Consider the following 23080-nt stretch of genomic DNA (forward strand, 5'->3'; position numbering starts at 1 on the left):
ATTCATTAGAAAGTCGCGCATCGCAACGGTGCGCGTGAAGCCGAAGCGATTCCAAATCTATTCAAGCGCCGAAGTCGTTAGCAATGCAACTATTGCGCGGCTTCGCTGCGAAAGATCATTCTCCACATCGAGACTTGTCATGACTGAAGCCTTCATTTGCGACGCGATTCGTACTCCATTCGGCCGCTACGGCGGCGTTTTCAAGGACGTCCGCGCCGACGATCTCGGCGCCGTGCCCATCACCGCGCTCATGAAGCGCAACGCGTCGGTGGACTGGACGCAGATCGACGATGTGATCTACGGCTGCGCGAATCAGGCTGGCGAAGATAACCGCAACGTCGCGCGCATGTCGAGCTTGCTCGCGGGTTTGCCTATCGACGTGCCGGGCTCGACGATCAACCGTCTGTGCGGCTCGGGCATGGACGCGGTCGGCAGTGCCGCGCGCGCGATCAAGGCCGGCGACGGTTCGCTGTATGTTGCGGGTGGCGTCGAGAGCATGACGCGTGCGCCTTTCGTGATGGGTAAAGCATCGAGCGCATTCTCGCGTTCGGCTGATATCTTCGATACGACCATCGGCTGGCGTTTCATCAATCGCGCGATGCGTGTGCGATATGGCGTCGACTCGATGCCGGAGACCGCGGAGAACGTCGCGGTCGATTTCAACATTTCGCGCGATGCGCAAGATCGCTTCGCGCTGCGCAGCCAGCAGCGTGCGGCACGCGCACAGGCCGATGGCACGCTCGCACAGGAAATCGTCGCGGTGAATGTGCCGCAAAAGAAGGGCGAAGCGATCGCGATCGATCGCGACGAGCATCCGCGCGAGACCTCGCTCGAATCGCTCGCGAAGCTGAAGGGCGTCGTGCGTCCCGACGGCAGCGTGACCGCGGGCAACGCGTCGGGCGTGAACGATGGCGCATGCGCGCTCATCATCGCGAACGAGGATGCTGCGAGGCGTCATGGACTCACGCCGCGAGCGCGCATCATCGGCATGGCGACGGCGGGTGTCGAGCCGCGCATCATGGGCATCGGTCCCGCGCCCGCGACGAAGAAGCTGCTTGCACGTACAGGCCTCACGCTCGATCAGTTCGACGTCATCGAACTCAACGAGGCCTTCGCATCGCAAGGCATCGCGGTGCTTCGTCAACTGGGCCTTGCCGAGGACGATCCGCGCGTGAATCCGAATGGCGGCGCCATCGCGCTCGGTCATCCGCTCGGCGCATCGGGTGCGCGCCTCGTCACCACCGCAATGTACGAACTCGAGCGCCGCAACGGGCGCCATGCGCTATGCACGATGTGCATCGGCGTGGGTCAGGGCATCGCGATCGCAATCGAGCGCGTCTGAGGGACCTGGCGACATGACACAGGCCATTCAGACATCGGCGATCGTCGGCGTGATCGGCGCCGGCGCGATGGGCGCGGGCATTGCCCAGGTCGCAGCGCTCGCGGGGCACACCGTGCTGCTTTACGATCTCGATGCGAAAGCGCTCGACAAGGCGCGCAATGCAATCGCGGCGAACGTGCAGCGCCTGATCGACAAGAAGAAGCTCGAAGAGTCCGCAGGACAGCAAGCCATCGATCGCGTGCGCGTCGTTACGAGTCTCGCTGACTTGCGCACGGCATCGCTTGTCATCGAAGCCATTGCGGAACGTCTCGAGCTCAAGCGCGCGCTGTTCATCGAGCTCGAAAGCATCGTGACGCACGAGTGCATGCTCGCGACCAACACGTCATCCATTTCGATCACGGCGATCGCGGCGCCCTTGAAGCATCCGTCGCGCGTGGTCGGGATGCACTTCTTCAATCCGGCACCGCTGATGGCCCTCGTCGAAGTCGTGCACGGACTCGCAACATCCGATGCGGTCGCACAAACCGTGCATGCCACAGCCGCGGCATGGGGCAAGACGCCGGTACATGCAAAATCGACGCCGGGATTCATCGTCAATCGCGTGGCTCGGCCGTTCTATGCGGAAGGCTTGCGCGTGCTCAACGAGCAGGGCGCTGACGCCGCTTCCATCGATGCCGTCATGCGCGATTCGGGCGGCTTCAGAATGGGTCCATTCGAGTTGATGGACTTGATCGGCCACGACGTGAATTTCGCCGTGACGCAATCGGTGTTCAACGCGTACTTCAACGATCCGCGCTTCACGCCTTCGCTGATTCAACAGGAATTGGTGAACGCGGGCTTTCTTGGTCGCAAGACCGGCCGTGGCTTTTATGACTATGGCGCTGATGCCGCGAAGCCTGTCGCGCGCATCGAAACGAATGCTCATACGCCTTCGAAGATCGTGCTCGGAGAAAGCGTGCCTTTATACGAACGCCTGCAAGCGCGCATCGCGCCGGCGAGCGTCGCTGGAAACGACATGCCCGGACTGATCGCACAAATCGATGATGCGTATCTTTTCCTTACCGATGGACGCACGGCGACGGAACGCGCGCATGCGCTCGGCATCGACAACATCGTGTTGATCGATCTCGCGCTCGACTATGCGAACGCGCAAAGCGTGGCGCTCACGCACGCGCGTCAATGCTCCGGCGAAGCCTACGCTGCGGTAGCCGGCGCATTGGCGCAAGCCGGTTATGCAGTCGTGCCATTGAACGATGTCGCCGGCATGACCGTGATGCGAACCGTCGCGATGCTCGTCAACGAAGCGGCCGACGCCGTGAATCAATGCGTTTGCACGAGCGCCGATCTCGACCTCGCGATGGAGAAGGGCGTGAACTATCCGCTCGGACCGCTCGCGTGGGGCGAACGCATCGACATCGGCCGCGTTCACGACGTGCTGCTTCATCTCGCTGCGCATTACGGCGAAGACCGTTATCGCGCATCGCCGCTCATCGCGGCATTGCGTTATTCGGGCCAGCGCTTTCACTGAAGCGAAGACGCATCATTCATTCATCGAGCATTCATGCAGGAGACAACCGTGGTTCAATCCATTGCACAGCAAAGCGAACTGGAACCGATCGAGCGCGCGAGCCGGGACGAGCTTCAGGCACTGCAACTCGAACGCCTGAAGTGGACGTTGCGTCACGCCTATGAAAACGTCGCACACTATCGCCGTGCTTTCGACGCTGCGGGCGTGCATCCAGACGACCTGCGCGAGCTATCCGATCTCGCGCGTTTCCCGACCACGACGAAAACCGACCTACGCGACAACTATCCCTTCGGGCTCTTCGCCGTGCCGCGCGATCAGGTCGTGCGCGTGCATGCATCGAGCGGCACGACGGGCAAGCCGACGGTGGTCGGCTATACCGCGAAAGACATCGACACGTGGGCCAACGTCACGGCGCGTTCAATCAGAGCTGCTGGTGGGCGCAGAGGCGACACGCTGCACAATGCGTTCGGCTATGGTCTCTTCACCGGCGGTCTCGGCATTCACTACGGCGCCGAACGTCTGGGCTGCATGGTGGTGCCGATGTCAGGCGGTCAGACCGAAAAGCAGGTTCAACTGATCCGCGATTTCGCGCCGAAGATCATTCTCGTCACGCCGTCGTACATGCTGAATCTGCTCGATGAAATGACACGGCAGGGCATGGACCCGGCGAACACGTCGCTCAAGATCGGCATCTTCGGCGCCGAGCCATGGAGCCAGGGATTGCGCAGCGAGATCGAAACGCGTGCGGGCATACAGGCACTCGACATCTACGGCCTCTCGGAAATCATGGGTCCGGGCGTTGCGTGTGAATGTATCGAGACGAAGGATGGCCCGACGATCTGGGAAGATCATTTCTATCCCGAGATTATCGATCCCGTGACGGGCGAAGTGCTTCCGGAAGGCAGCACGGGCGAACTGGTCTTCACTTCGCTCACGAAGGAAGCGATGCCGATGATCCGTTACCGCACGCGCGATCTCACTTCGTTGCTGCCGCCGAGCGCGCGCTCGATGCGTCGCCTCGCGAAGATCACGGGCCGCTCGGATGACATGCTCATCATTCGCGGCGTCAATGTGTTCCCGAGCCAGATCGAAGAGTTGATCCTTGCGATTCCGCGCCTGAGCGGCCAGTATCAGTTGTGCGTGTCGCGCGACGGCCACATGGATTCGCTGTCCGTCTCAGTCGAAGCACGCCCGGAAGTCTGCGCAACGCTGAACGAGAGCGACCGCGCCGGTCTCTCGCGCGAACTTCAGCATCGCGTCAAGACGATGGTCGGCGTATCGACGCAAGTGCGCGTGCTCGATTCCGGCGAACTGCCGACGACGGCAACCGGCAAGGCCAAGCGCGTACTCGATCTTCGTCCCGTAGCGGCATAACTTTCCGCATCGCCAAGCGCCTCGCGCTCTGCGAGGCGCAATTCATTTCCAACAATTGGAACGCGCGTTCCGTTTTCGGTGCGGCCCCGCATTCTTCTGCAGAAATCTTTCCGCAAAAACCCTCGCAACCGTTTGCGCAAATTGTTTTGTAAGCTTCAGTTGTGTCATCGTATCGAGTGCATTTGCGTCTGCGGGCGCAGTGTCGTCGCATAGCATTCGAATAACGAACAACGAACGGGGCAGGCGAAACCTAGATGTGGATTGTCAGACTCGCGCTGAAGCGCCCGTACACATTCATCGTCCTGTCGTTGCTCTTGCTGATCATCGGTCCGCTCGTCATCGTGCGGACGCCGACCGATATCTTTCCGAATATCGATATTCCCGTTGTCAGCGTTATCTGGTCTTATACGGGCCTGCCGCCCGATCAAATGGAGCGCCGCATCACGCTCAATTACGAGCGCGGGTTGTCGGTGGCGGTCAACGACATCGAGCACATCGAGTCGGAATCGCTGCCGGGCATTGCGGTCATTCGCATCTACTTTCAGCCTAATGCGAATGTCGATGAAGCTATCGCCGAGATTACCGCGCTCTCGCAAACGCAATTGCGCTCGCTGCCGCCCGGCATCACGCCGCCGAATATCTTGCGCTTCAATGCATCGACGGTGCCGATTCTGCGGCTCGCGTTGTCGTCGTCGGAACTCAGCGAACAGCAGCTCTACGACTTCGGCAATAGCTTTCTGAAGACGCAGCTCGCGACCGTGCAAGGCGCTTCGGTGCCATTGCCTTATGGCGGCAAGCAGCGGCAGATCATGGTCGATATCGATTCGCGCAAGCTGCAGGCGAAGAACCTCGCGCCGACCGACGTGGTCAATGCAATCAGCGCGCAGAATCTGATTCTGCCGACGGGCACGACGAAGATCGGCGCAACGGAATACTCGGTCGGCCTGAACGCGAGTCCGGGCTCGATCGAAGGACTCAACGACATACCGATCCGCACCGGTCCTGGCGGCACGATCTATATCAAGGACGTCGCGCATGTGCGCGACGGCTTCCAGCCGCAAACCAATATCGTGCGGGTGGACGGCACCCGCGCTTCCTTACTCACGATCAACAAGAGCGGCAATGTATCGACGCTCGATATCGTCGCGCGCGTGAAGAACCTGTTGCCGACCTTGCGCGGCATGGTGCCCGAGTCGCTGAAGATCGAGCCCGTTGCGGATCAATCGCTCTTCGTGCGCGCGTCGGTGTCGGGCGTGCTGCGTGAAGCGGTGATCGCAGCGGGCCTGACTGCGCTGATGGTGCTGCTGTTTCTGGGAAGCTGGCGTGCGACGCTCATCATCGCGATCTCGATACCGCTTTCGATGCTGACGTCGATCGTCGCGCTCTCCGCGATCGGGCAGACGATCAACATCATGACGCTCGGCGGCCTCGCGCTCGCGGTCGGTATCCTCGTCGACGACGCGACAGTTGCAATCGAAAACATCAGCCAGAATCTGGAGCAGGGCAAGGAACTGGAGCATGCGATTCTCGATGGCGCGCAGCAGATCGCCGTGCCGACGCTCGTGTCGACGCTCTCTATCTGCATCGTGTTCATTCCCATGTTCCTGCTGACGGGCGTCGCGCATTACCTGTTCGTGCCGATGGCCGAAGCCGTCGTGTTCGCGATGCTCGCGTCGTACTTCTTCTCGCGCACGCTGATCCCGACGCTTGCGAAGTATCTGTTGCGTCATCACGAGCACATGGGCGGCGATGTCGAATCGATGAAAGGCTCGCGCAATCCGTTCGTGCGGATTCATCTCGCATTCGAGCGTCATTTCGAGTCCGTGCGCCATCGCTATCGACGCGTTCTCGAAACGCAGCTCGCGCAACCGGGCCGCTTCGCTTCGTTGTTTTTGCTGTGCTGCCTGCTGTCGCTCGGGCTTGCGCCGTTCCTCGGGCGCGACTTCTTTCCGTCGATCGATTCAGGCGTGATCGCGCTGCATATGCGCGCGAAGACGGGCACGCGCATCGAGGAAACGGCGGCGCTGACGGATCGCGTCGATGCACGCATCAGGCAACTGATTCCGCGCGGCGAGATTCGCTCGATCATCGACAACATGGGCTTGCCGGTATCGGGTATCAATCTCTCGTACAACAACACGGGCACGGTCAGTTCCGCCGATGCCGACGTGCTCATCAGCCTCAACGAAGATCACGCGCCGACAGAAGGCTATATCCACGAGTTGCGAAAGCGCCTGCCGCAGGAGTTTCCCGGCGTGACGTTTTCATTCCTGCCCGCCGATATCGTGAGTCAGATCCTCAACTTCGGCGTGCCCGCGCCGATCGATATAGCGATCACCGGCCGCGATGTGCGCGGCAATCGCGCGCTGGCGAATCGCATGCTGGAAAAGATTCGCCGCGTGCCGGGTCTCGTCGATGCGCGCATCCAGCAGCCATCCGATCTGCCTGCGATCAACGTCGAGGTCGATCGCACGAAGGCGTTGCAAGCGGGCTTCACGCAGCGCGATGTCGCGAACAACTTGCTCATCACGCTGTCGGGCAGTCAGCAGACGACGCCCACGTTCTGGCTCAATCCGGTGAATGGCGTGAGCTATAACGTCATCACGACGGCGCCGCAATACGACATGAACTCGCTGCAATCGGTGGCGAACATTCCGGTGACATCGTCGAGCGGCAAGACCAATATTCTCGGCGCGCTCGCAACGCTTTCGCGCAGCGCGCGCGATGCGGTCGTCTATCACTACAACGCGCAGACCACCATCAATCTCTATGCGACCACCGAGCGGCGCGATCTCGGCGCAGTGGCGGACGACGTGCAACGCATCATCGACGAAGCGCGCGGCGAATTGCCCAAAGGCTCGACGATCGAAATGCGCGGCCAGGTCGAGACGATGAACGGATCGTTTTCGGGTCTCGCATTCGGCCTCATTCTCGCGGTCGTGCTGGTGTACTTGCTGATCGTCGTGAACTTCCAGTCGTGGCTCGATCCGTTCATCATCATCACCGCATTGCCGGGCGCGCTCGCGGGCATCGTGTGGATGTTGTTCCTGACGCATACGACGTTGTCGATTCCCGCATTGACCGGCGCGATCATGTGCATAGGCATCGCGACGGCAAACAGCATTCTCGTGGTGAGCTTCGCGCGCGCCGCGCTCGCCGAACATGGCGACGCAGTGCGCTCCGCGCTGGAAGCGGGCTATACGCGTTTCAGGCCGGTGCTGATGACCGCGCTCGCGATGATGATCGGCATGGTGCCGATGGCGATCGGGCTCGGTGAAGGCGGCGAGCAGAATGCGCCGCTCGGGCGGGCGGTGATCGGCGGCCTGATGGTCGGCACCATCGCAACGCTGTTCTTCGTGCCGGTCGTGTTTTCGATCGTCTATCGGCGCATGGAAGCACGCGGCAAGGGACCGGGCGCGGCGGCACGGAAAGCGGCGCAATAAAACAATCGAACAGCAGGCGGAGCAAGAATGGAAGAGCAGTTGTCGCAACGATCGGGCAACAGGCGGCGAGGGCGCTTATGGCTCGTGATCGCGCTCGTGGTCGTCGTCGCGCTCATCGCGCAGGGAATCCTGTCGCGCCGCGCTGCGCACGCGGAACTCGAACGCGATGCGAACGAGCACGGCTTGCAGACGGTCGAGGTCATCAAGCCGACGCGCATGAAGGCCTCGCAGGATCTCGTGCTCGCAGGCGATATCCGCGCGTTCTCCGATGCGCCGATCTTCGCGCGCACCAATGGGTATCTGAAGCGCTGGACCGTCGATATCGGCACGAAGGTGAAGAAGGGCCAGTTGCTCGCGGAGATCGATGCGCCCGAAATCAACGATCAGCTTCGTCAGGCGCGTGCCGATGCGCAAACCGCGCGCGCGAACTATCTGCTTGCGAAGACGACTGCGGAGCGCTGGGCGCAGATGCTGAAGAACAACTCGGTGTCGCGCCAGGAGACCGATGAAAAGAACGGCGACATGCTCGCGAAGGAAGCGGCGCTGAACGCGGCGCAGGCGAACGTGTCGCGGCTCGAACAACTCGTGTCGTTCCAGAAGATCTATGCACCCTTCGATGGCGTCGTCACCGCGCGCAACACCGATGTCGGTCAGTTGATCGACGCCGGCAGCGGCGCCGCCGGCCGCGAGCTCTTCCACATTCAGGATGCGTCGACGTTGCGTGTGTTCGTCGATGTGCCGCAAGCGTATGCGCGGATGATCACGGTGGGTTTGCCCGCGGAGTTGCTGCTCAACGAAGAGCGCAATCGCAAGTTCGACGGCGTCACGGTGCGTACCGCGGGCGCGGTCGATCCCGTCGCGCGCACGATGCGCGTCGAAGTCGATGTGAAGAATCCGGCGGGCGAATTGCTTGCGGGCGCGTATGCGCAAGTGCGCTTTCGTCTCACGAGCGCGAGTCCTTCATACACGCTGCCCGGCAATGCGCTGTTGTTCCGTCCGGATGGCGTGCATGCCGCGAGTGTCGATGCGAACAACCGCGTGAAGCTTCTGCCGATCACGCTCGGCACCGACTACGGCACGCGTGTGTCGATCGTCTCCGGATTGAATGGCGATGAGCGCGTGATCGTCAATCCGCCCGATTCGATCATCGATGGCGCGGCGGTGCGTATCGGCCGCGCGGGTTCGAGCGACGCCGCGAGCGGTGGTGCAGCGAAGGCTGAAGGAAGCGAGTCGTGATGAGGCGCGCATCGCTCGAATTAGTTGCATCGCTAACTATCGCGGCATTGGGCGGCTGCGCCGTCGGGCCGGATTACGTGCGGCCCGAAACTTCTACGCCTGCTGCGTACAAGTCGCAGATGCCGCTCGATGCGCCTGCGTCGGCATCGCAAGACTGGAAGCCTGCGCAGCCCGCCGATGCGAAGCCGCGCGCGCCGTGGTGGGAAGTCTATGGCGATCCGCAATTGAACGCGCTCGAAGAACGTGTCGCGACAGCGAATCAGACCGTGGCCGCGGCCGCCGCGCGTTTTCGTGGAGCGCGTGCGGCGGCCGCGCAGGCGCGTTCGGCGTACTTTCCGACCATCACGGCGAATGCCGCATTCAATCAGTCGCGGGTATCGTCGAACGTCCTGTACAAATCGAGCGCGGGCGTGACCGTGCCCGACTATCTGATCGACGCACAGATCTCGTGGGAGCCGGATCTCTGGGGCCGCATCTCGCGTGCTGTCGAAGGTGGCCGCGCAGAAGCGCAGGCGAGCGCCGCGGATCTGCACAGCGCGATTCTGTCGATGCAGGCCGAACTCGCGACCGACTACTTCGATTTGCGCGGCATCGTCGAAGAAGAACGGCTGTTGCAGGCGACGCTGCAAGCCTATGAGAAGGCGCTCGCGCTTACACGCGATCGTTTTGCGGGCGGCGTCGCGGCGGAATCGGATGTCGCGCAGGCCGAAGAGCAACTGCGCGCGACGCAGGCACAATTCATCGATCTGGAGACCACGCGAACGAGCCTCGTCAATGCGATCGCGATTCTCGTCGGCGAGAGTCCGTCGAGTTTTACCCTCGATGTCGCGCCGCTCAACGAAGCGCATTCGCCGCATCCGTCGGCGGCGCTCGCGGTGCTGCCGCCCGGCGTGCCGTCCGCGTTGCTCGAGCGCAGGCCGGATGTCGCGGCGGCGGAGCGGCGCGTGGCCGAGGCGAATGCGCGCGTCGGCGTGGCGACGGCGGCGTTCTTTCCGAACCTTCTGCTCGCCGCGACGGGCGGTCTCGAGGCGACGCGCTTCAGCTCATGGCTCGAAGCGCCGAGCCGATTCTGGTCGCTCGGGCCACAGCTCGCATTCACGGTGCTGGACTTCGGCGGTCGCGCGGCGGCTCGCGATGCGGCGCGCGCTGACTACGACGAGAAGGTCGCCGATTATCGGCAAACCGTGCTGACCGCGTTCGGGCAAGTGGAAGACAACCTGAATGCGCTGGAAGTGCTGCGCCGCGAAAGCGAAGCACAACGCGATGCCGTCGATGCCGCCCAGCGCGCGCTCGGCAAGGTCAGCAATCGCTACGAGAACGGCGCGATCACGTATCTGAGCGTGGTGGTGACGCAGGCAATCGTGCTGTCGGATCAACGCACGGCGGTGCGTATCGAGCGGCGCCGCATGGCGGCGAGCGTCGCTCTCGTGAAGGCGCTGGGCGGAGGGTGGACCACCGCCGAATTGCCGAATCCGGAGGAAGTGTCGCGCCGCGATTGAATTCTGTGCTATGCGCGATGCATGCAAAATGCCATCGCGCATAACGTATGCAAAATGCAATTCGGCGTGCAGGACTCCGCGTCAGACGAATAGAAATAAGCCGCACGCGATCAATGCCGCGCTCCAGATCCAGTCGACGTTGATCCATCCGCTGCGTAGAAAGCCGAGTCCGCCGCGTTCCTGAAGGGACATGGCGAACATGGCGATCGTCGCGATGACGGCGAGCATCGCGCCGGTATGCACGGTCAACGCGAGTGCGCTGGCTTCGAAAGCCGTCTTTGGCATCGCGCCCGTGCACAACGGCAAGAGCGCCGGCACCAGCATCAAACCTGCGCCGTGCGCGCTCGACATCATGAAGGACCATAACGCGAGACCGGCCAGCCCGGTACGCATGCCGACGGTCGGGCGTCCGCGATGCCCGCGCCACGCGCTCCACACGCCCCAGCCGATCAGCAGCGCCCCGCAGCCGCGTGCGAGCAGGTCATGGCCGACCGCCGCGCCGAGCGTGAGCGCGCCCGCGAGCACGAGCGCGACCGACGCCGCGTGGCCGAGCGCGATCGGCACGAGCGATACGAGCGCGACGCGGCGGCTTCGCGCATACAGGCCGAGCGCGACGGCGAAGAGCCATCCCATCGCGGGATTGAGACCGTGAAACGCGCCGAGGCCCGCGGCGGTGAGGAGGAGCGCGGGCGATGCGGCGTCCATGCGAAGTGTCTCGCGGCGGATCAGGGATAGCAGTACGAATCCGACGAGCAATCGCCCCCTTGCAGCCGGATCTGATGCGGCCGATGTCCCTTGGGCCAGTCGATGAAAAACTTGTCGTCGACGGCGAGGCCGCCGTTGGGATCGGCATCGAGCTTCACCATCCAGCCGTCGATGCCTTCGGGATAGAACTGCGCATCGACCGCGCCGTACAGCGAATTCGTGAAGTAGACGCGGCGGCCGTCGCGGCTCACTTCGACCATCTGCGGGCCGCCATTCAGCGCGCCGTTCTTCGCGCCCGGATGCGTCGCGCGCGCGACCACGCCGCCGATACGCACCTTGCCCGTCAGTTTCGGCGCGAAGGGATCGGAGACGTCGTATTGCAGCATGTCGCCGGTGCCCCAGCACGACACGTACAGAAAGCGGTCGTCCATCGACAGATCGATATCGGAGACGAGCGGCGGCACCGCATTGAAGCCCTTCAATAACGGCGGCAGCTTGTCGGCATCGGCGGGTTCGGCGGGAATGTCGATGATCTTTTTCACCGCCCACTTGTCCTTGTCGCGATACCAGGTCCAGATCGACGACGACAGATCCTTCAGACTGATCACGCAGTTCACGAAACCATATGCCTTGGTCGGATCGTGCGCGGGACGCAGTTCGAAGACGAGCTGATATTCGTCGCCGAAATCGATCTCCTGAATGTGCTTGCGCTTCGTGAAGTCCCAGAAATGCAGCTTGCGCCCGTACTTCGCGCCGAGCAGCAGATCGGGCACGAGGCCTTCCTCGAAGGTGTCGGGCGTGCCCCATTCGCTCGTGACCATCGTGTCGTAGCCGAGATGCCACCAGCCGTCGTACGCGAGCTGTTGCGGTCCGCGATCGACTTCCCATCGGCCGAGCGGATCGAAGCTCTGCTGATCGAGCATCAGCACGCCGCCGGGCGCCTTGCCTTCGGCGTTGCCGAGCGCGGTGATATAGATGCCACCCGGCCCGCAATGCACGGTATGCGGCCGCGTATAGCCGGTCTTTTCCGCGAGTTCCGCGGGCTCGATCGTCTTCACGATCACCGGCTTCTTCGGATCGGGCTTCGTGTCGATGATATGCACGCGCGATGAACGCAGCCCCGGCACGACGAGATAGCGCCGCTCCATGTGCGGATGCGGCGCATTCGGGCACAGGCACGACGAGCATGCGTTCCAACCGAAGTGATGCAACTCGTCGCCGACATCGGGCATCGCGATTTCGCCGACGATCTTCGTATAGTCCGGCGAATCCGGATCGACATCGACGACGGCGATCTTGTCCGGCGACTTGCGCTCGGGATCGAACGTCGCGACATAAGCCAGCGTTTCGCGCGGCGCTTTCGCTGCGAGCCGCGGGGAAGGATAGAAGCTCGGATCGGGTTTCCACGTCGCCATCTGCGTCTCCCGGTTGATTTCGTGGATCTTCAAACCAAACGTGCTAAAGCACTATAGGACATGGGAACACGTCATGCTTTCGATGACTTAGCTGCTTTCATGCGAAGCATGTGCGCGCGGGGCGTGATTCGTCGCGCGAAACAGCGCCTAAAATACAGGCATCGCCTGTCGAAGAAAGGAGGTAGCGATGGCCGAGCCAATGATCAGCCTGATGGCGGGACTCGTCCTGGTGCTATGCGTCGCGGTGGTTATCGTGATGCATCACCGGCATCCGCATATCCATACTCCGAAAGCGCGTTGGCTGGATACGCATCCGCCGCGCGACTGGCGGCACAGGCATTGAACGTGCAGTGAATTGCGAAGTGTGAAGCGCGAAGTGTGAAGCGCGAAGTGTGAAGCGCGAAGTGTGAAGCGCGAAGTGGAGGGATGAAGCGCCGGCATCGACCGGCGCTTTCTTTTTTGCGCGGCGCGAGAAACGCCTTAGCGTCGTGGCCCTTTCATCGCTTCGGCCTCCATTGCGGCGTGCCATTCCTCGCTGTTCTCGATCGGGTCCATGCCTTCGTCGATGAACGCGGACGCGCGCTCTGCCGCCGAACGCGTTTCCTCGTCGGTTTCGTCGTCGGCGGGGCCGTCTTCGTCGCCTGGCGGCTCCAGCATGTCCTGCAGCATCGCCTCGAGTTCCGGCGTGTCCCACGGCTCGTCGCGCTGCTTTTTCTTCTTGATGTAATGCCGCACTTCGGCATCTTGCTCGGGTGTCAGCGGAAGTCCGCGGAAGGTGCGGTTGGCGTCGAAGTCACTCATGTTCGCTCCTCGCGCGCATAGCTGTGATGCGGTTTCAGGCGACTCAAGTGTAACCCCGTTCTTCTGCAGGTAAAAACGCGCAGCGATCAGCCGAGCGGCGGCAGGCGTCTTTCGATCGGCGTTGCCTTGATGATGGCCGTGCTCGTCGCGGCGCGCTCGGTGACGCGCGAAAGGATGTCGTCGAGATGCTCGATCGAGCGCAGATAGAGGCGGCATACGAAGCAATCGTCGCCCGTCACCTTGTCGCATTCGACGAACTCGGGAATGCGCCTTATCGCTTCTTCGACAAGATGCAATTGCCCCGGCAGCGGCTGCACGCGCACGATCGCCTGCAGCGTGTAGCCGAGCGCGCGCGGATCGATATCGACGGTGAAGCCGCGAATCACGCCTTGCGTCTCGAGCCGCCGCATGCGCTCGGCGGTGCTCGGCGCCGACAGGCCGACGCGCTTCGCAAGCTCGCTCACGGCGATGCGTCCATCGCTCGCAAGCACGGCGATGAGTTCGCGATCGATTGCGTCGATGCCCGCTTGCGGCGGGTTGCTCAGGTGTTTTCCCATGATGGCCTTCAATTCAAAGGTCGAAAGATGCGTGAGCCTAATTTTAGGCATGGTTTCGAGCGATGCGCATCGATAGACTTGAAGCCATCGAAACTTGCATGACGGGCGCGAAATGAATAGCGAAAGAATCGATGCGCGGCTTGGCGGCGCATCGCGTGCGAATGAACTGCGTCGCGGCGCGATCGAGATGTCGCTCGCGATGCTGATGTCGGGCACGATCGGCTGGCTCGTGGTGTCGTCGGGGCAGACGCCCTGGAACGTGGTGTTCTTCCGCTGCGTGTTCGGAGGCGCGACGCTCATCGCCGTGTGCGCGGCGCTCGGCTTCTTGAAGAGGCGCTATTTCTCGTGGCGCATGATCGGTCTCGTCGCGCTCGGCAGCGTGGCGATCGTCGGCAACTGGCTGTTGCTTTTCGCCGCGTATTCGCGCGCGTCGATCTCGATGGCGACGACCGTTTACAACACGCAGCCCTTCATGCTGGTCGCGTTGGGCGCGCTCGTGTTGCGCGAGCGCGTGTCGGTATCGACGATCGCGTGGCTCGGCGTCGCGTTCATCGGCCTTGTGATGGTGGTGCGGGTCGAGCCGTCCGTGCTCGCGATGCCGGGGCAGTATCTCGAAGGCATTGCGTATGCGCTCGGCGCGGCTTTTCTGTACGCGATATCGTCGATCGTCACGAAGCGCCTCGCGGGCACGCCGCCGCATCTGATCGCGATGCTGCATGTGTTGTTCGGCATCGCGATGCTCGCGCCGTTCGCGCGCTTCGATGCGACGCCCGCGACGATCGGCGGCTGGACCGATCTCGTCGTGCTCGGCGTCGTCAACACGGGACTGATGTACGTGTTGCTGTACGGCGCGATCCAGAAGCTGCCGACCGCGACGACGGGCGCGCTGTCGTTCATCTATCCGGTGGTGGCGATCGTCGTCGACTGGCTCGCGTTCGGGCAACGGCTCGCGTGGCTGCAAGTGGCCGGCGCGGCGCTGATCCTGCTCGCCGCGGCGGGCGTGAATCTGCAATGGCGGATCGTGCCGCAAAAATGGCGCGCGAACGACTGACGCGCACTCGTATAGAATGGCGCCCCTTTCCGACTACATCGAAATCCTGCGCCATGTGGTTCAAGAATCTTCAGCTTCACCGTCTTCCCGCACACTGGTCCGTCACGCCGCAGCAGATGCAGCAATGGCTCGCGCCGCTCGCGTTCACCGCGGCGTCGAGCATCGAGAACGAGCGGCGCGGCTGGGTCTCGCCGCGCGGCGACGATGATCTCGTCTACACGGCGAACCGTCAGATGCTCATCGTCTATCGCGCGGAAAAGAAGCTGCTGCCCGCATCCGTCGTCACGCAGTTCGTGAAGGAACGCGCCGCCGAGCTCGAAGAGCAGCAGGGCTTCAAACCCGGCCGCAAGCAGATGAAAGAGCTCAAGGAACAGATCACCGACGAACTCCTGCCGCGCGCCTTCAGCATCCGCCGCGATACGCGCGTGTGGATCGATCCGGTGAACGGCTGGCTCGCGATCGATTCGTCGTCGGCGACGCTGTGCGACGACATCATCGGCTTGCTGGTGAAGTCCGTCACCGATCTGCCGCTCGCGAGCGTCCGCACGGCGCGCTCGCCCGTTTCGGCGATGACCGAATGGCTGCTTTCCGGCGACGCGCCCGCGGGCTTCACGCTCGATCGCGATACGGAACTGCGCTCGACCGGCGAAGGCAACGCGACCGTCCGCTACGTCGGTCACGCGCTCGAAACGGAAGACATGCGCCGCCATATCGAAGCGGGCAAGCAGTGCATGCGTCTTGCGATGACGTGGGACGATCGCGTGTCGTACGTGCTGACGCCATCGCTCACATTGAAGCGCGTGAGCGCGCTCGACGTCATCAAGGAAGCCGCCGATCCGACCGCGTCGAACGACGACGAGCGCTTCGAATCCGACTTCATCCTGATGACAGGCGAACTCGCGCGCATGCTGTCGGCGCTGACCGAGGCGCTGGGCGGCGAAGAAGACCTGCGCGCCGCCGCGTAGGAACGAGCGTCAGGCGGACGGCGCCGACGCGAACGCGTAGCCGTTCTTGCCGTTGCGCTTGACGGTGTACATCGTGTCGTCGGCAGCGGCGACGAGCCGCCAGTAATCGTCGACACGATCCGGAAAACTCGCGATGCCGACGCTCGCGCGCACGATCGACAAGCCCATCTGCGCGTCGGTTTCCGCGACGCACGCGATGATTCTCTGCGCGATCACCGCGAGCTCGCCATCGCTCGAAAACTCGCGCACGAGCAACGCGAATTCGTCGCCGCCGATACGCGCGACCAGATCGCCGCCGCGCACCGCCTGACGAAAACGCCGCGACACCGCAATCAGAAACTCATCGCCGATGCGGTGGCCGTGCGTGTCGTTGACGCGCTTGAAGCCATCGAGATCGATATACAGCACCGCGATGCGCGACGCCCCGCGCGCGCCGCTCGCGAGCGCATTCGCCGCTTCTTCCAGCGCCGCGAAGAGCTTGCGCCGGTTGGGCAGGCCCGTCATCGGATCGTGCAGCGACGCCTGCTCGAATTCATTCGAAATCCCGAGAAGTTGCCGATTGCGTTTTGCATACATGCCGAGCGCGGTGATGAGCACGCCGAATACGATCGCCGACAACGCGATCAGCGTATGCGACACGCTCAGGATGCGCTCGCGCACGTCCGCGCTCGTGCGATCGCGCTCCGCGCGCCACCAGGCGTAGGCCGAATCGAGCGCGGAGCTGGCCTCGCCGAGCGCGGCGGAAGGCGAGAGCACGGCGGAAGGCAGCGACGGCGCCGACATCGGACTCGACGACACCAGCGCGTGCAGCGCCGCGAGCCGCCCGGCCAATTCGATGCGCGCCTCGCGATACGCAGCCTGGCGCTGCGTATCGCTCGCGGGCGTGTTCTGCAGGGAAAGCGCGGTCGCGCGGGCGGTATCGGCGCGCTCGACCGCTTCGAGCACGAGCCCGACGTACTCCTGCTGCAGTTGCGCCGAAAAGATCGCGCGCACCTGCAACGCCAGGAACAGCAGCCCGATCAGCAGACACAGCAAGGCCGCGCCAGCGAGCGGCGCGGGGCCGGGCACGCGCAGGCGCAAGCGCATGATCGCGTGCCGCGCACGGCTCGCCAGCGTCTCCTCAGGGACGTGAATACTCCTCTCGCTGACGGGTCGGAACATTGTGTCGATAGCTCACTCGATGGAAGAACGCGCCCACGCGCGCGAACAGTCCGCCTTCGGACTGCTGCCTTGCGTTCGCGCGCGCCTGATGCCTGCGTGCCTGCGCGTACTGATCGGCGCGATTGCTCCGATCGACGGCCGCACGCTGCGTCGCGGACGGCGTGCCGCGGCGTTGCGCCTGTTGCGCCAAAGGTTGCGCGGACGCCGTCGCGAGCGCCGCGGCGGCGGCCGCGCCCGAGCCGTCAGCGCCAGCGTTGGCGACGGTGGTTTCGTCGGCGGGATCGGCGGTGGGTGCGTTGTCCGCGAGCGATGCCGTGTCGATGGGCGCGGCCGTCGGACCGTCGTTCGACGAGTACGGAATCGCGCTGCCGGGCGCGGCGGTCAAGGGCGTTTCGACGGCGCCGCCCGATTGCGTCTGCGCGGTAATCACCGGCTGATCGATGCCGAGCGTGCGGCGCGCGCTCGCCATCGCCTCGGCATAGACGCGCTGATCGTGGTTGAACCACATGCCGTACGCGACCGTGCCGAGCACGCCGATGCCAAGCGCGCTCGCCGACGCCATCCACAGCGCGAGACGCCCGAAGCGCAGCGGCGCGCGCATGGGGCCGGGTTCGTCGTCGTAATCGATTGCAGTCTCGGGCAAGTGAGTGACAGTGGGATCATTCGCAGGACTTGCGCGTTCCGCGATGCTCTCTTCGGGTAGCTTTGCGTGCTGAGGCATGACAGCGCTCTCCAGAACCTATTCGTCAGACAGCGGACCAACGCGGACTTACAGCGCGCGTCCGGCCCGATGCTTCACCTCGCGCGTCCCATCATATGAACAATCAAACGCGATGCGGCTTCGTCGGACGTAACAGCCGGTTGCCGGTTCAGCATCTGCCGCCGGCCCTTTTTTGCCAAACAATGTAACTCGCGCCACATATCGCCACAATCAGGGGCGGCGAGGAGGCGTTGGAACGACGCTGCGGATCATTGCGCCCGATGCGCGGCGCGCCTGCCGTGGCGCGGTCCGGCGCACCGTTGCACGGCGATTTCACCTCATTGCGTGTCGCGACGGCGAAGCAACTTCGGCCATTACGTCAGCATTTCCCGTTCCTGCCCCGATTTGAAGTGCGGTGCATGCATCATTCTTCAGAGGAAGTTCCCGCGCGTATGTGAGGTGCCGCACATACGCGCATGGCAGCCGTTTGCGTGTGGAACGCGCGCCACAGTTCGTCATCGGGGCTTCGACGACACGACGAGCGCGATGCCGCCGAGAATCGCGACCGCGCTGGCCGCGAGCCGCATCGTCAGCGTTTCGCCGAGCAGCAGCACGCCGCCCGCCGCCGTGATGAGCGGCACGCTCAGTTGCACCGTGGCCGCCGTCGCGGGCTTCAATCCTTTCAACGCCGCGTACCAGACGACATAGCCGAGCCCCGAGGTCAACGCACCCGAGGTCATCGCGTAGGCCAGGCCTGAGACATCCGCGTCCGTACCCGCAAACGCGAGCGCGAGCGCCGACACCGCGATCGCGAACGGCAGCGCGCGCAGGAAATTGCCGGCCGTCGCGGCGACGGGATCGGACTGGCCCCGTCCGCGCAATGAATAGACGCCCCAACCGATGCCCGCCGCGATCATCAGTGCGGACGACGCGGGATCGGGCGCCGCGAGTCCCGGCAGCACGAGCCACACGAGACCGGCGAGCGCGAGCAGCAGGCCGAGCCATTGCGCCGCGGCGAGACGCTCGCCGGTCGCGATGCCGTAGCCGATCATCGTCGCCTGCACCGCGCCGAAGAGCAGCAGCGCGCCGGTGCCCGCCGCGAGCCGAACGTACGCGAAGGAGAACGCCGCCGCATACACGATCAGCGCGAATGCCGATACCCAGCTTCCGGCGCGTCGCGTGTCGTCGCCGGGCGCGCCGCGCGCGAGCAGGATGATCCACAGCACGAGCGCCGCCGACGCGACGCGTACGAGCGTGAAACTCGCCGCGTCGATGCGCGCGCCCCTGAGCGCGAGGCGGCACAGCAGCGAGTTGCCGGCGAACGCGATCATCGCGACGACGGTGAAGAGCGCGATGCGCGTGCCGTGCGAGCGTGTGGGTGTCGACATCGGCGGCGCTGGAATGAGGGCGCATCACTGTAGCGCACGCGCGTCGCGAAGACATGCTGCGGCGCGTTCAACCGGTGGTGAAGGGCTGCGGCGGCGCATCGGCCTCGGAGCCGAAGCGCTCGAATTCGGAGATGACCTGCGCGCCGAATAGAAGCAGCGTCGCGAGCGCTTCGAGGCTGAAGAGCACGACGATCGACGTCGTCAGCGATCCGTAAACGACGCTCACTTGCGAGAGCGTCGCGAAGTACCAGACGAGCACATGCCGCGTGATTTCCCAGAGCACGGCGGCCGTCACGCTGCCGAGCAGCGCGAGCCGCAGCGAAGGCCGGCCGACAGGCATCACGAGATAGATCGACGTCAGCACGAAGATCTCGCCCGCGACGCCGAGCAGATACAGCAAAAGCCGCGACACGCCCCTGAGCGACACCTCGACGCCGAGCAGGTCGACGCTGTTGCTGCCCATCGCCTGAAGGCCGTTCGACACGAGCGTGACGATCAGCATGCCGACGCCGAGAAACAGGATGTAGCAGTAAGGCAGGAGCGCCGAGAGCAGAAAATGCCGCCGCCTGACCGCGACGCGATGCACGAAGATCACCGACATCGCGTTCTCGAGCACCGTGAAGGCAAGCGAACTGAAGAAGATCATCGTGACGAGCAGCAGCCAGCCGAGCACCGCGCGATGCGCAAGAAAATTCGCGAGCTCGCCCACGACGGCGTGCGCCTGGCCCGGCACGAGCCATTCGAGCAGATGCGCGAGCGTGTCGAGCAATTGCTGTTGCCCGACGAATTTCGACAGCACGATCACGATCAGGATCAGCAGCGGGACGATGGAAAGCAGCGCGTAATACGCGACCGCGCCCGCGAGCAGCAGGCCCTGATTGGCGCGAAAAGCCTTGAACGTGCGCATCGCAAAGCCGAACGGATGACGCGCGACGCTTCTCACCTGCGGGCCCAGCACAGGGCCGAGAATCTTCGACATGGAACCTCCGCGGCGCGATCGCTGGCCATCCTTTGTGGACGAGCAAGATCCGCACCCGTAGCGAAGGTCCGCACGCTTCAGCCTGTCCGGCGCGCCTCGATGCGTGCGGCTGCTTGCTGCGCGGCTTCCTCGAATGCGAGATTGAGGAAGACATCGACTTCGCACGCGCTCAGGTCGGCGGCATCGACGTTACGTAGCCGGCAGAAGAGCGCGAGCGCCTCGGCTGCGGCGGCGAAGGCGTTGTTCATATCCCGGGAGTGAAGGCGTTTTTTTCTCATGGCCAGCATAACGGCAGGCGCACGGACGACTTTAATGCGTCGCAACGCAACGCGCACGCCGTTTCATTTTCGCTTTTTGATGCATTAATCTAGGTTCATAACTCGAGCCCGCCGAAGGCACTGGAGGACATGATGGCCGCATCCCACGCAACCTCCGCCGCCGACGCCGCCGCGCTCGGTGCCGATGCCGAAATCGTCAACGCCGACGAGCGCCTCTACAACCACGACCTCGCGCCCGTGCCGCGCGCGAAGCGCACCTGGAACGGCTACAGCATCTTCGCGATGTGGATGTCGGACGTGCACAGCGTCGGCGGCTACACCTTCGCCGCGAGTCTCTTTCTGCTCGGCATCTCGGGCTGGCAGGTGCTGCTCGCGCTGACCATCGGCATTCTCATCGTGTATGTGCTGATGAACTGGGTCGGCAAGCCGAGCTTGAGACACGGCATTCCTTTCCCGGTGATGGCGCGCGTCTCGATGGGCGTGATGGGCGCGAATCTCGCCGCGCTGATTCGCGGCGTGGTCGGCATCGTGTGGTACGGCGTGCAGACGTATTTCGCGTCGAAGGCCGTCGCGACCTTGCTGCTGCTTTTCGTGCCGTCTGTCGCCGCGTGGCGCGATACGAGCTTTCTCAGGCTCGACATGCTCGGCTGGGTCAGCTTCCTCTTCATGTGGCTGCTGCAGCTCGTCATCTTTCAGCGCGGCATGGAGATCATCCGCAAGTTCATCGATTTTTGCGGGCCGGCCGTGTATGTCGTGATGTTCGTGCTGATGGGATGGATTCTCTATCGCGCGGGTCTCGGCAGCCTGAATCTCACGCTCTCGGGCAAGGTGCTGACCGGCGACGAGCAACTTCACGCGATGATCAACGCGATCCTGCTCGTCGTGAGCTATTTCGCCGCGCTGCTGCTGAATTTCGGCGACTTCTCGCGCTTCGCGAAAAGCGAGCGGCAGATGAAGATCGGCAACTTCCTCGGGCTGCCGTTCAACTTCGTTGCGTTTGCAATCATCACGGTGATCGTCACGGCGGGCAGCGAGAAAGTGTTCGGCACGATGATCATGGACCCGGTCGAAATCGTATCGCGCATCGAGAACAAGGTGTGGGTGGCGATCGGCAGCGTCACGTTCGTCATCGCGACGATGGGCATCAATATCGTCGCGAACTTCGTGTCGCCCGCGTACGACATCGCCAATCTGTTTCCGAAGCATGTGGACTTCAAGAAGGGCGGCCTGATCGCGTCGATACTCGCGGTGCTCGTGTGTCCGTGGATCTTCGTCGACAGCCCGAAGGCGATCACGATCTTCGTGTCCGTGTTCGGCGCCGTGCTCGCGCCGATGTACGGCGTGATGATGTCCGACTATTACCTCGTGAAGCGCCAGCAGGTGAGGACCGCCGAACTGTATTCGATGCAGCCCGGCGGACGCTTCTATTACGACGGCGGATGGAACAAGGTCGGGCTCGCGGCGCTGATCGTATCGGGCGTGATCTCGGTCGGCTGGGAACTGTCGACGCAGTTCTTCAAGCTCTTGCCGCCGAACAATCTCGGCTGGCTGATCGGCGCGGTGGCGGGCGCGTTGCTGTATGTGCTCTTCATGCGCATGGCGAACCGCAAATAGCGCTTTATTCGAGCCACTTTCGTACGTCCTGTTCCCAATCGGGCTGGCCGCAGTTCGGCGGATTCTCCGGCCCGAGCACGGTGATGTAGCCCTTGTCCTTCATGCACGCCTCGTAGGCGCGCACCTGCGTGCAACGGCCCGCGCCGGCTCTTTTCGCGGCGCCCTTGCATGCGGACATCGCGTTGTCCATGCCGCTGAAATCGGCATCGCCGTCGTTATTCCATGAAGGCGGATTCGCGCTCGCCGAAAACTCGACAGGCGTGCTGCACGCGACGAGCGCGAATGCAGCGGCGGGAAGAAGGCACAAGCGGAAGAATCGATTCATCTGCTTTAACTCCTTGTTCTTAAGCTCTTGTTGAACGCGCGCAATTCGCCGCCTATTATTCCCCGCTGCCGTTGGCGCGTCGCGTGTTCTTTTCATCGCGGGCGCGAACGACGATGTGCTTGCCGATACCAACGCGCGCCGTCTCGAACAGATGATTCCGCGCGCGACGCTCGATGTGGTCAGCGACGCGGGACACGCGCTGATGTTCCAGTATCCGAGCGAGCTCGCGCGGCATATCGATGCGTTCGTCGCGAAGTGAGCGACGCCGAACACGTCTATCGCTTCATAGCGCACAGAACGCACGCGTTTTAGCTTGTCGGCGCATTTCCCGGCCCTTCATACTGTCGCGCAACCGCGATGCGAAAGCGCGCGCCGATAACAAGAAGAGCCGGGGAAACCACCATGAAGTCACGCTTCACTGCCGTTCACCTGCGTCCCGTCGAACTTGCCGATCCGCATCTCGCGCATCTCTACATGGAATGCGCCGATGCCGAGGCGCGTCTGTCGGGCGCGAGCAGAGTCGCGGCGGTCGCCGTGTACGAAGCCCGTGAGAAGACGCTCGATCGTCTGTGGTCGCGTCTCGATGCGCTCGATCCGAGACTGTGCCGCGAGCTGAAACACGCGGTAGAGGACTGGCACGAAATCGCGGTGAAGCTGCGCGGCGGCGACTGATTGAGACGCGCGCGCAGCGCAATGAGACGCTGCGGCATTCGCGCGGA

22 protein-coding genes are annotated in these 23080 nt (G+C 63.4%); 12 read left to right on the top strand and 10 right to left on the bottom strand.

All coding sequences use genetic code 11. The features are described from left to right. Window positions 1-139 precede the first annotated feature (139 nt). The 6 genes from pcaF (at window position 140) to BG60_RS33560 (ending at window position 10422) form a co-directional block, all read left to right on the top strand. Window positions 140-1342 (top strand): 3-oxoadipyl-CoA thiolase, encoded by a 1203-nt coding sequence (pcaF, locus tag BG60_RS33535; RefSeq protein ID WP_034474181.1) that lies wholly within the window; start codon window positions 140-142, stop codon window positions 1340-1342. A 13-nt stretch (window positions 1343-1355) separates the two neighbouring features. Then, entirely contained in the window at window positions 1356-2870 is a 1515-nt protein-coding gene (locus BG60_RS33540; protein ID WP_034474182.1) for a 3-hydroxyacyl-CoA dehydrogenase, read from the top strand. Between the two features lie 33 nt (window positions 2871-2903). Then, window positions 2904-4244: a phenylacetate--CoA ligase PaaK gene (gene paaK, locus BG60_RS33545; RefSeq protein ID WP_008349558.1), complete on the top strand. Its 1341-nt coding sequence runs from the start codon at window positions 2904-2906 to the stop codon at window positions 4242-4244. A 254-nt stretch (window positions 4245-4498) separates the two neighbouring features. Then, window positions 4499-7687: an efflux RND transporter permease subunit gene (locus BG60_RS33550; protein ID WP_034474185.1), complete on the top strand. Its 3189-nt coding sequence runs from the start codon at window positions 4499-4501 to the stop codon at window positions 7685-7687. Window positions 7688-7714: 27 nt separating this feature from the next. Further along, window positions 7715-8923 (top strand): efflux RND transporter periplasmic adaptor subunit, encoded by a 1209-nt coding sequence (locus BG60_RS33555; RefSeq protein ID WP_008349563.1) that lies wholly within the window; start codon window positions 7715-7717, stop codon window positions 8921-8923. Next, window positions 8923-10422: an efflux transporter outer membrane subunit gene (locus tag BG60_RS33560; protein WP_034474186.1), complete on the top strand. Its 1500-nt coding sequence runs from the start codon at window positions 8923-8925 to the stop codon at window positions 10420-10422. The genes BG60_RS33555 and BG60_RS33560 overlap by 1 nt, the downstream gene beginning before the upstream one ends. An 81-nt stretch (window positions 10423-10503) precedes the next feature. Here BG60_RS33560 and BG60_RS33565 read toward each other — a convergent pair whose 3' ends face one another. After that, window positions 10504-11127: a hypothetical protein gene (locus tag BG60_RS33565; protein WP_034474188.1), complete on the bottom strand. Its 624-nt coding sequence runs from the start codon at window positions 11125-11127 to the stop codon at window positions 10504-10506. A 20-nt stretch (window positions 11128-11147) separates the two neighbouring features. After that, window positions 11148-12542, bottom strand: coding sequence for a selenium-binding family protein (locus BG60_RS33570; RefSeq protein WP_034474191.1), 1395 nt, complete (start codon window positions 12540-12542; stop codon window positions 11148-11150). Between the two features lie 187 nt (window positions 12543-12729). Here BG60_RS33570 and BG60_RS39190 point away from each other — a divergent pair, with 187 nt between their 5' ends. Further along, window positions 12730-12885, top strand: a complete 156-nt coding sequence (locus BG60_RS39190; RefSeq protein ID WP_167354197.1) for a hypothetical protein — start codon at window positions 12730-12732, stop codon at window positions 12883-12885. Between the two features lie 137 nt (window positions 12886-13022). On the opposite strand, the gene BG60_RS33575 is transcribed toward BG60_RS39190, so the two are convergent. Then, window positions 13023-13343: a hypothetical protein gene (locus BG60_RS33575; protein WP_008349571.1), complete on the bottom strand. Its 321-nt coding sequence runs from the start codon at window positions 13341-13343 to the stop codon at window positions 13023-13025. An 86-nt stretch (window positions 13344-13429) separates the two neighbouring features. Continuing rightward, complete coding sequence (locus BG60_RS33580) at window positions 13430-13900, bottom strand: Lrp/AsnC family transcriptional regulator (RefSeq protein ID WP_008349572.1); 471 nt, start codon at window positions 13898-13900, stop codon at window positions 13430-13432. Window positions 13901-14012: 112 nt separating this feature from the next. Here BG60_RS33580 and BG60_RS33585 point away from each other — a divergent pair, with 112 nt between their 5' ends. Next, window positions 14013-14951, top strand: coding sequence for a DMT family transporter (locus tag BG60_RS33585; protein WP_034474193.1), 939 nt, complete (start codon window positions 14013-14015; stop codon window positions 14949-14951). A 53-nt stretch (window positions 14952-15004) separates the two neighbouring features. Beyond that, window positions 15005-15916 (top strand): recombination-associated protein RdgC, encoded by a 912-nt coding sequence (locus tag BG60_RS33590; protein WP_033537178.1) that lies wholly within the window; start codon window positions 15005-15007, stop codon window positions 15914-15916. Window positions 15917-15925: 9 nt separating this feature from the next. On the opposite strand, the gene BG60_RS33595 is transcribed toward BG60_RS33590, so the two are convergent. The 5 genes from BG60_RS33595 to BG60_RS38890 all read right to left on the bottom strand — a co-directional run bounded on the left by BG60_RS33595 (window position 15926) and on the right by BG60_RS38890 (window position 20392). Further along, window positions 15926-17002 carry a GGDEF domain-containing protein gene (locus BG60_RS33595; RefSeq protein WP_034474195.1) on the bottom strand — a complete coding sequence of 359 codons (1077 nt, stop codon included), beginning with the start codon at window positions 17000-17002 and terminating at the stop codon, window positions 15926-15928. A gap of 34 nt (window positions 17003-17036) precedes the next feature. Beyond that, complete coding sequence (locus BG60_RS33600; protein ID WP_034474198.1) at window positions 17037-17798, bottom strand: hypothetical protein; 762 nt, start codon at window positions 17796-17798, stop codon at window positions 17037-17039. Between the two features lie 494 nt (window positions 17799-18292). Next, a complete protein-coding gene (locus BG60_RS33605) occupies window positions 18293-19165 on the bottom strand; it encodes a DMT family transporter (RefSeq protein WP_034474200.1) in 873 nt (290 codons plus the stop codon). 67 nt (window positions 19166-19232) lie between these two features. Continuing rightward, window positions 19233-20144 carry a YihY/virulence factor BrkB family protein gene (locus tag BG60_RS33610; RefSeq protein ID WP_008349578.1) on the bottom strand — a complete coding sequence of 304 codons (912 nt, stop codon included), beginning with the start codon at window positions 20142-20144 and terminating at the stop codon, window positions 19233-19235. A 77-nt stretch (window positions 20145-20221) separates the two neighbouring features. Continuing rightward, window positions 20222-20392 carry a hypothetical protein gene (locus tag BG60_RS38890; protein WP_160172930.1) on the bottom strand — a complete coding sequence of 57 codons (171 nt, stop codon included), beginning with the start codon at window positions 20390-20392 and terminating at the stop codon, window positions 20222-20224. Between the two features lie 162 nt (window positions 20393-20554). Here BG60_RS38890 and BG60_RS33615 point away from each other — a divergent pair, with 162 nt between their 5' ends. Beyond that, the gene (locus BG60_RS33615; protein ID WP_033537166.1) at window positions 20555-22036 is read left to right on the top strand and encodes an NCS1 family nucleobase:cation symporter-1; all 1482 of its coding nucleotides are present in this window, start codon (window positions 20555-20557) and stop codon (window positions 22034-22036) included. 4 nt (window positions 22037-22040) lie between these two features. Here BG60_RS33615 and BG60_RS33620 read toward each other — a convergent pair whose 3' ends face one another. Next, window positions 22041-22361, bottom strand: a complete 321-nt coding sequence (locus tag BG60_RS33620) for a hypothetical protein (protein ID WP_034474202.1) — start codon at window positions 22359-22361, stop codon at window positions 22041-22043. Between the two features lie 115 nt (window positions 22362-22476). Between BG60_RS33620 and BG60_RS37575 the strand changes: the two genes are divergently transcribed. Together BG60_RS37575 and BG60_RS33625 are read left to right on the top strand one after the other, a co-directional pair. After that, window positions 22477-22620 (top strand): alpha/beta fold hydrolase, encoded by a 144-nt coding sequence (locus tag BG60_RS37575; RefSeq protein ID WP_241484924.1) that lies wholly within the window; start codon window positions 22477-22479, stop codon window positions 22618-22620. A gap of 143 nt (window positions 22621-22763) precedes the next feature. Further along, the gene (locus tag BG60_RS33625) at window positions 22764-23033 is read left to right on the top strand and encodes a hypothetical protein (RefSeq protein ID WP_008349582.1); all 270 of its coding nucleotides are present in this window, start codon (window positions 22764-22766) and stop codon (window positions 23031-23033) included. The last annotated feature ends 47 nt before the right edge of the window (window positions 23034-23080 follow it).

Source organism: Caballeronia zhejiangensis, assembly GCF_000698575.1.
Lineage (GTDB): Bacteria > Pseudomonadota > Gammaproteobacteria > Burkholderiales > Burkholderiaceae > Caballeronia > Caballeronia zhejiangensis.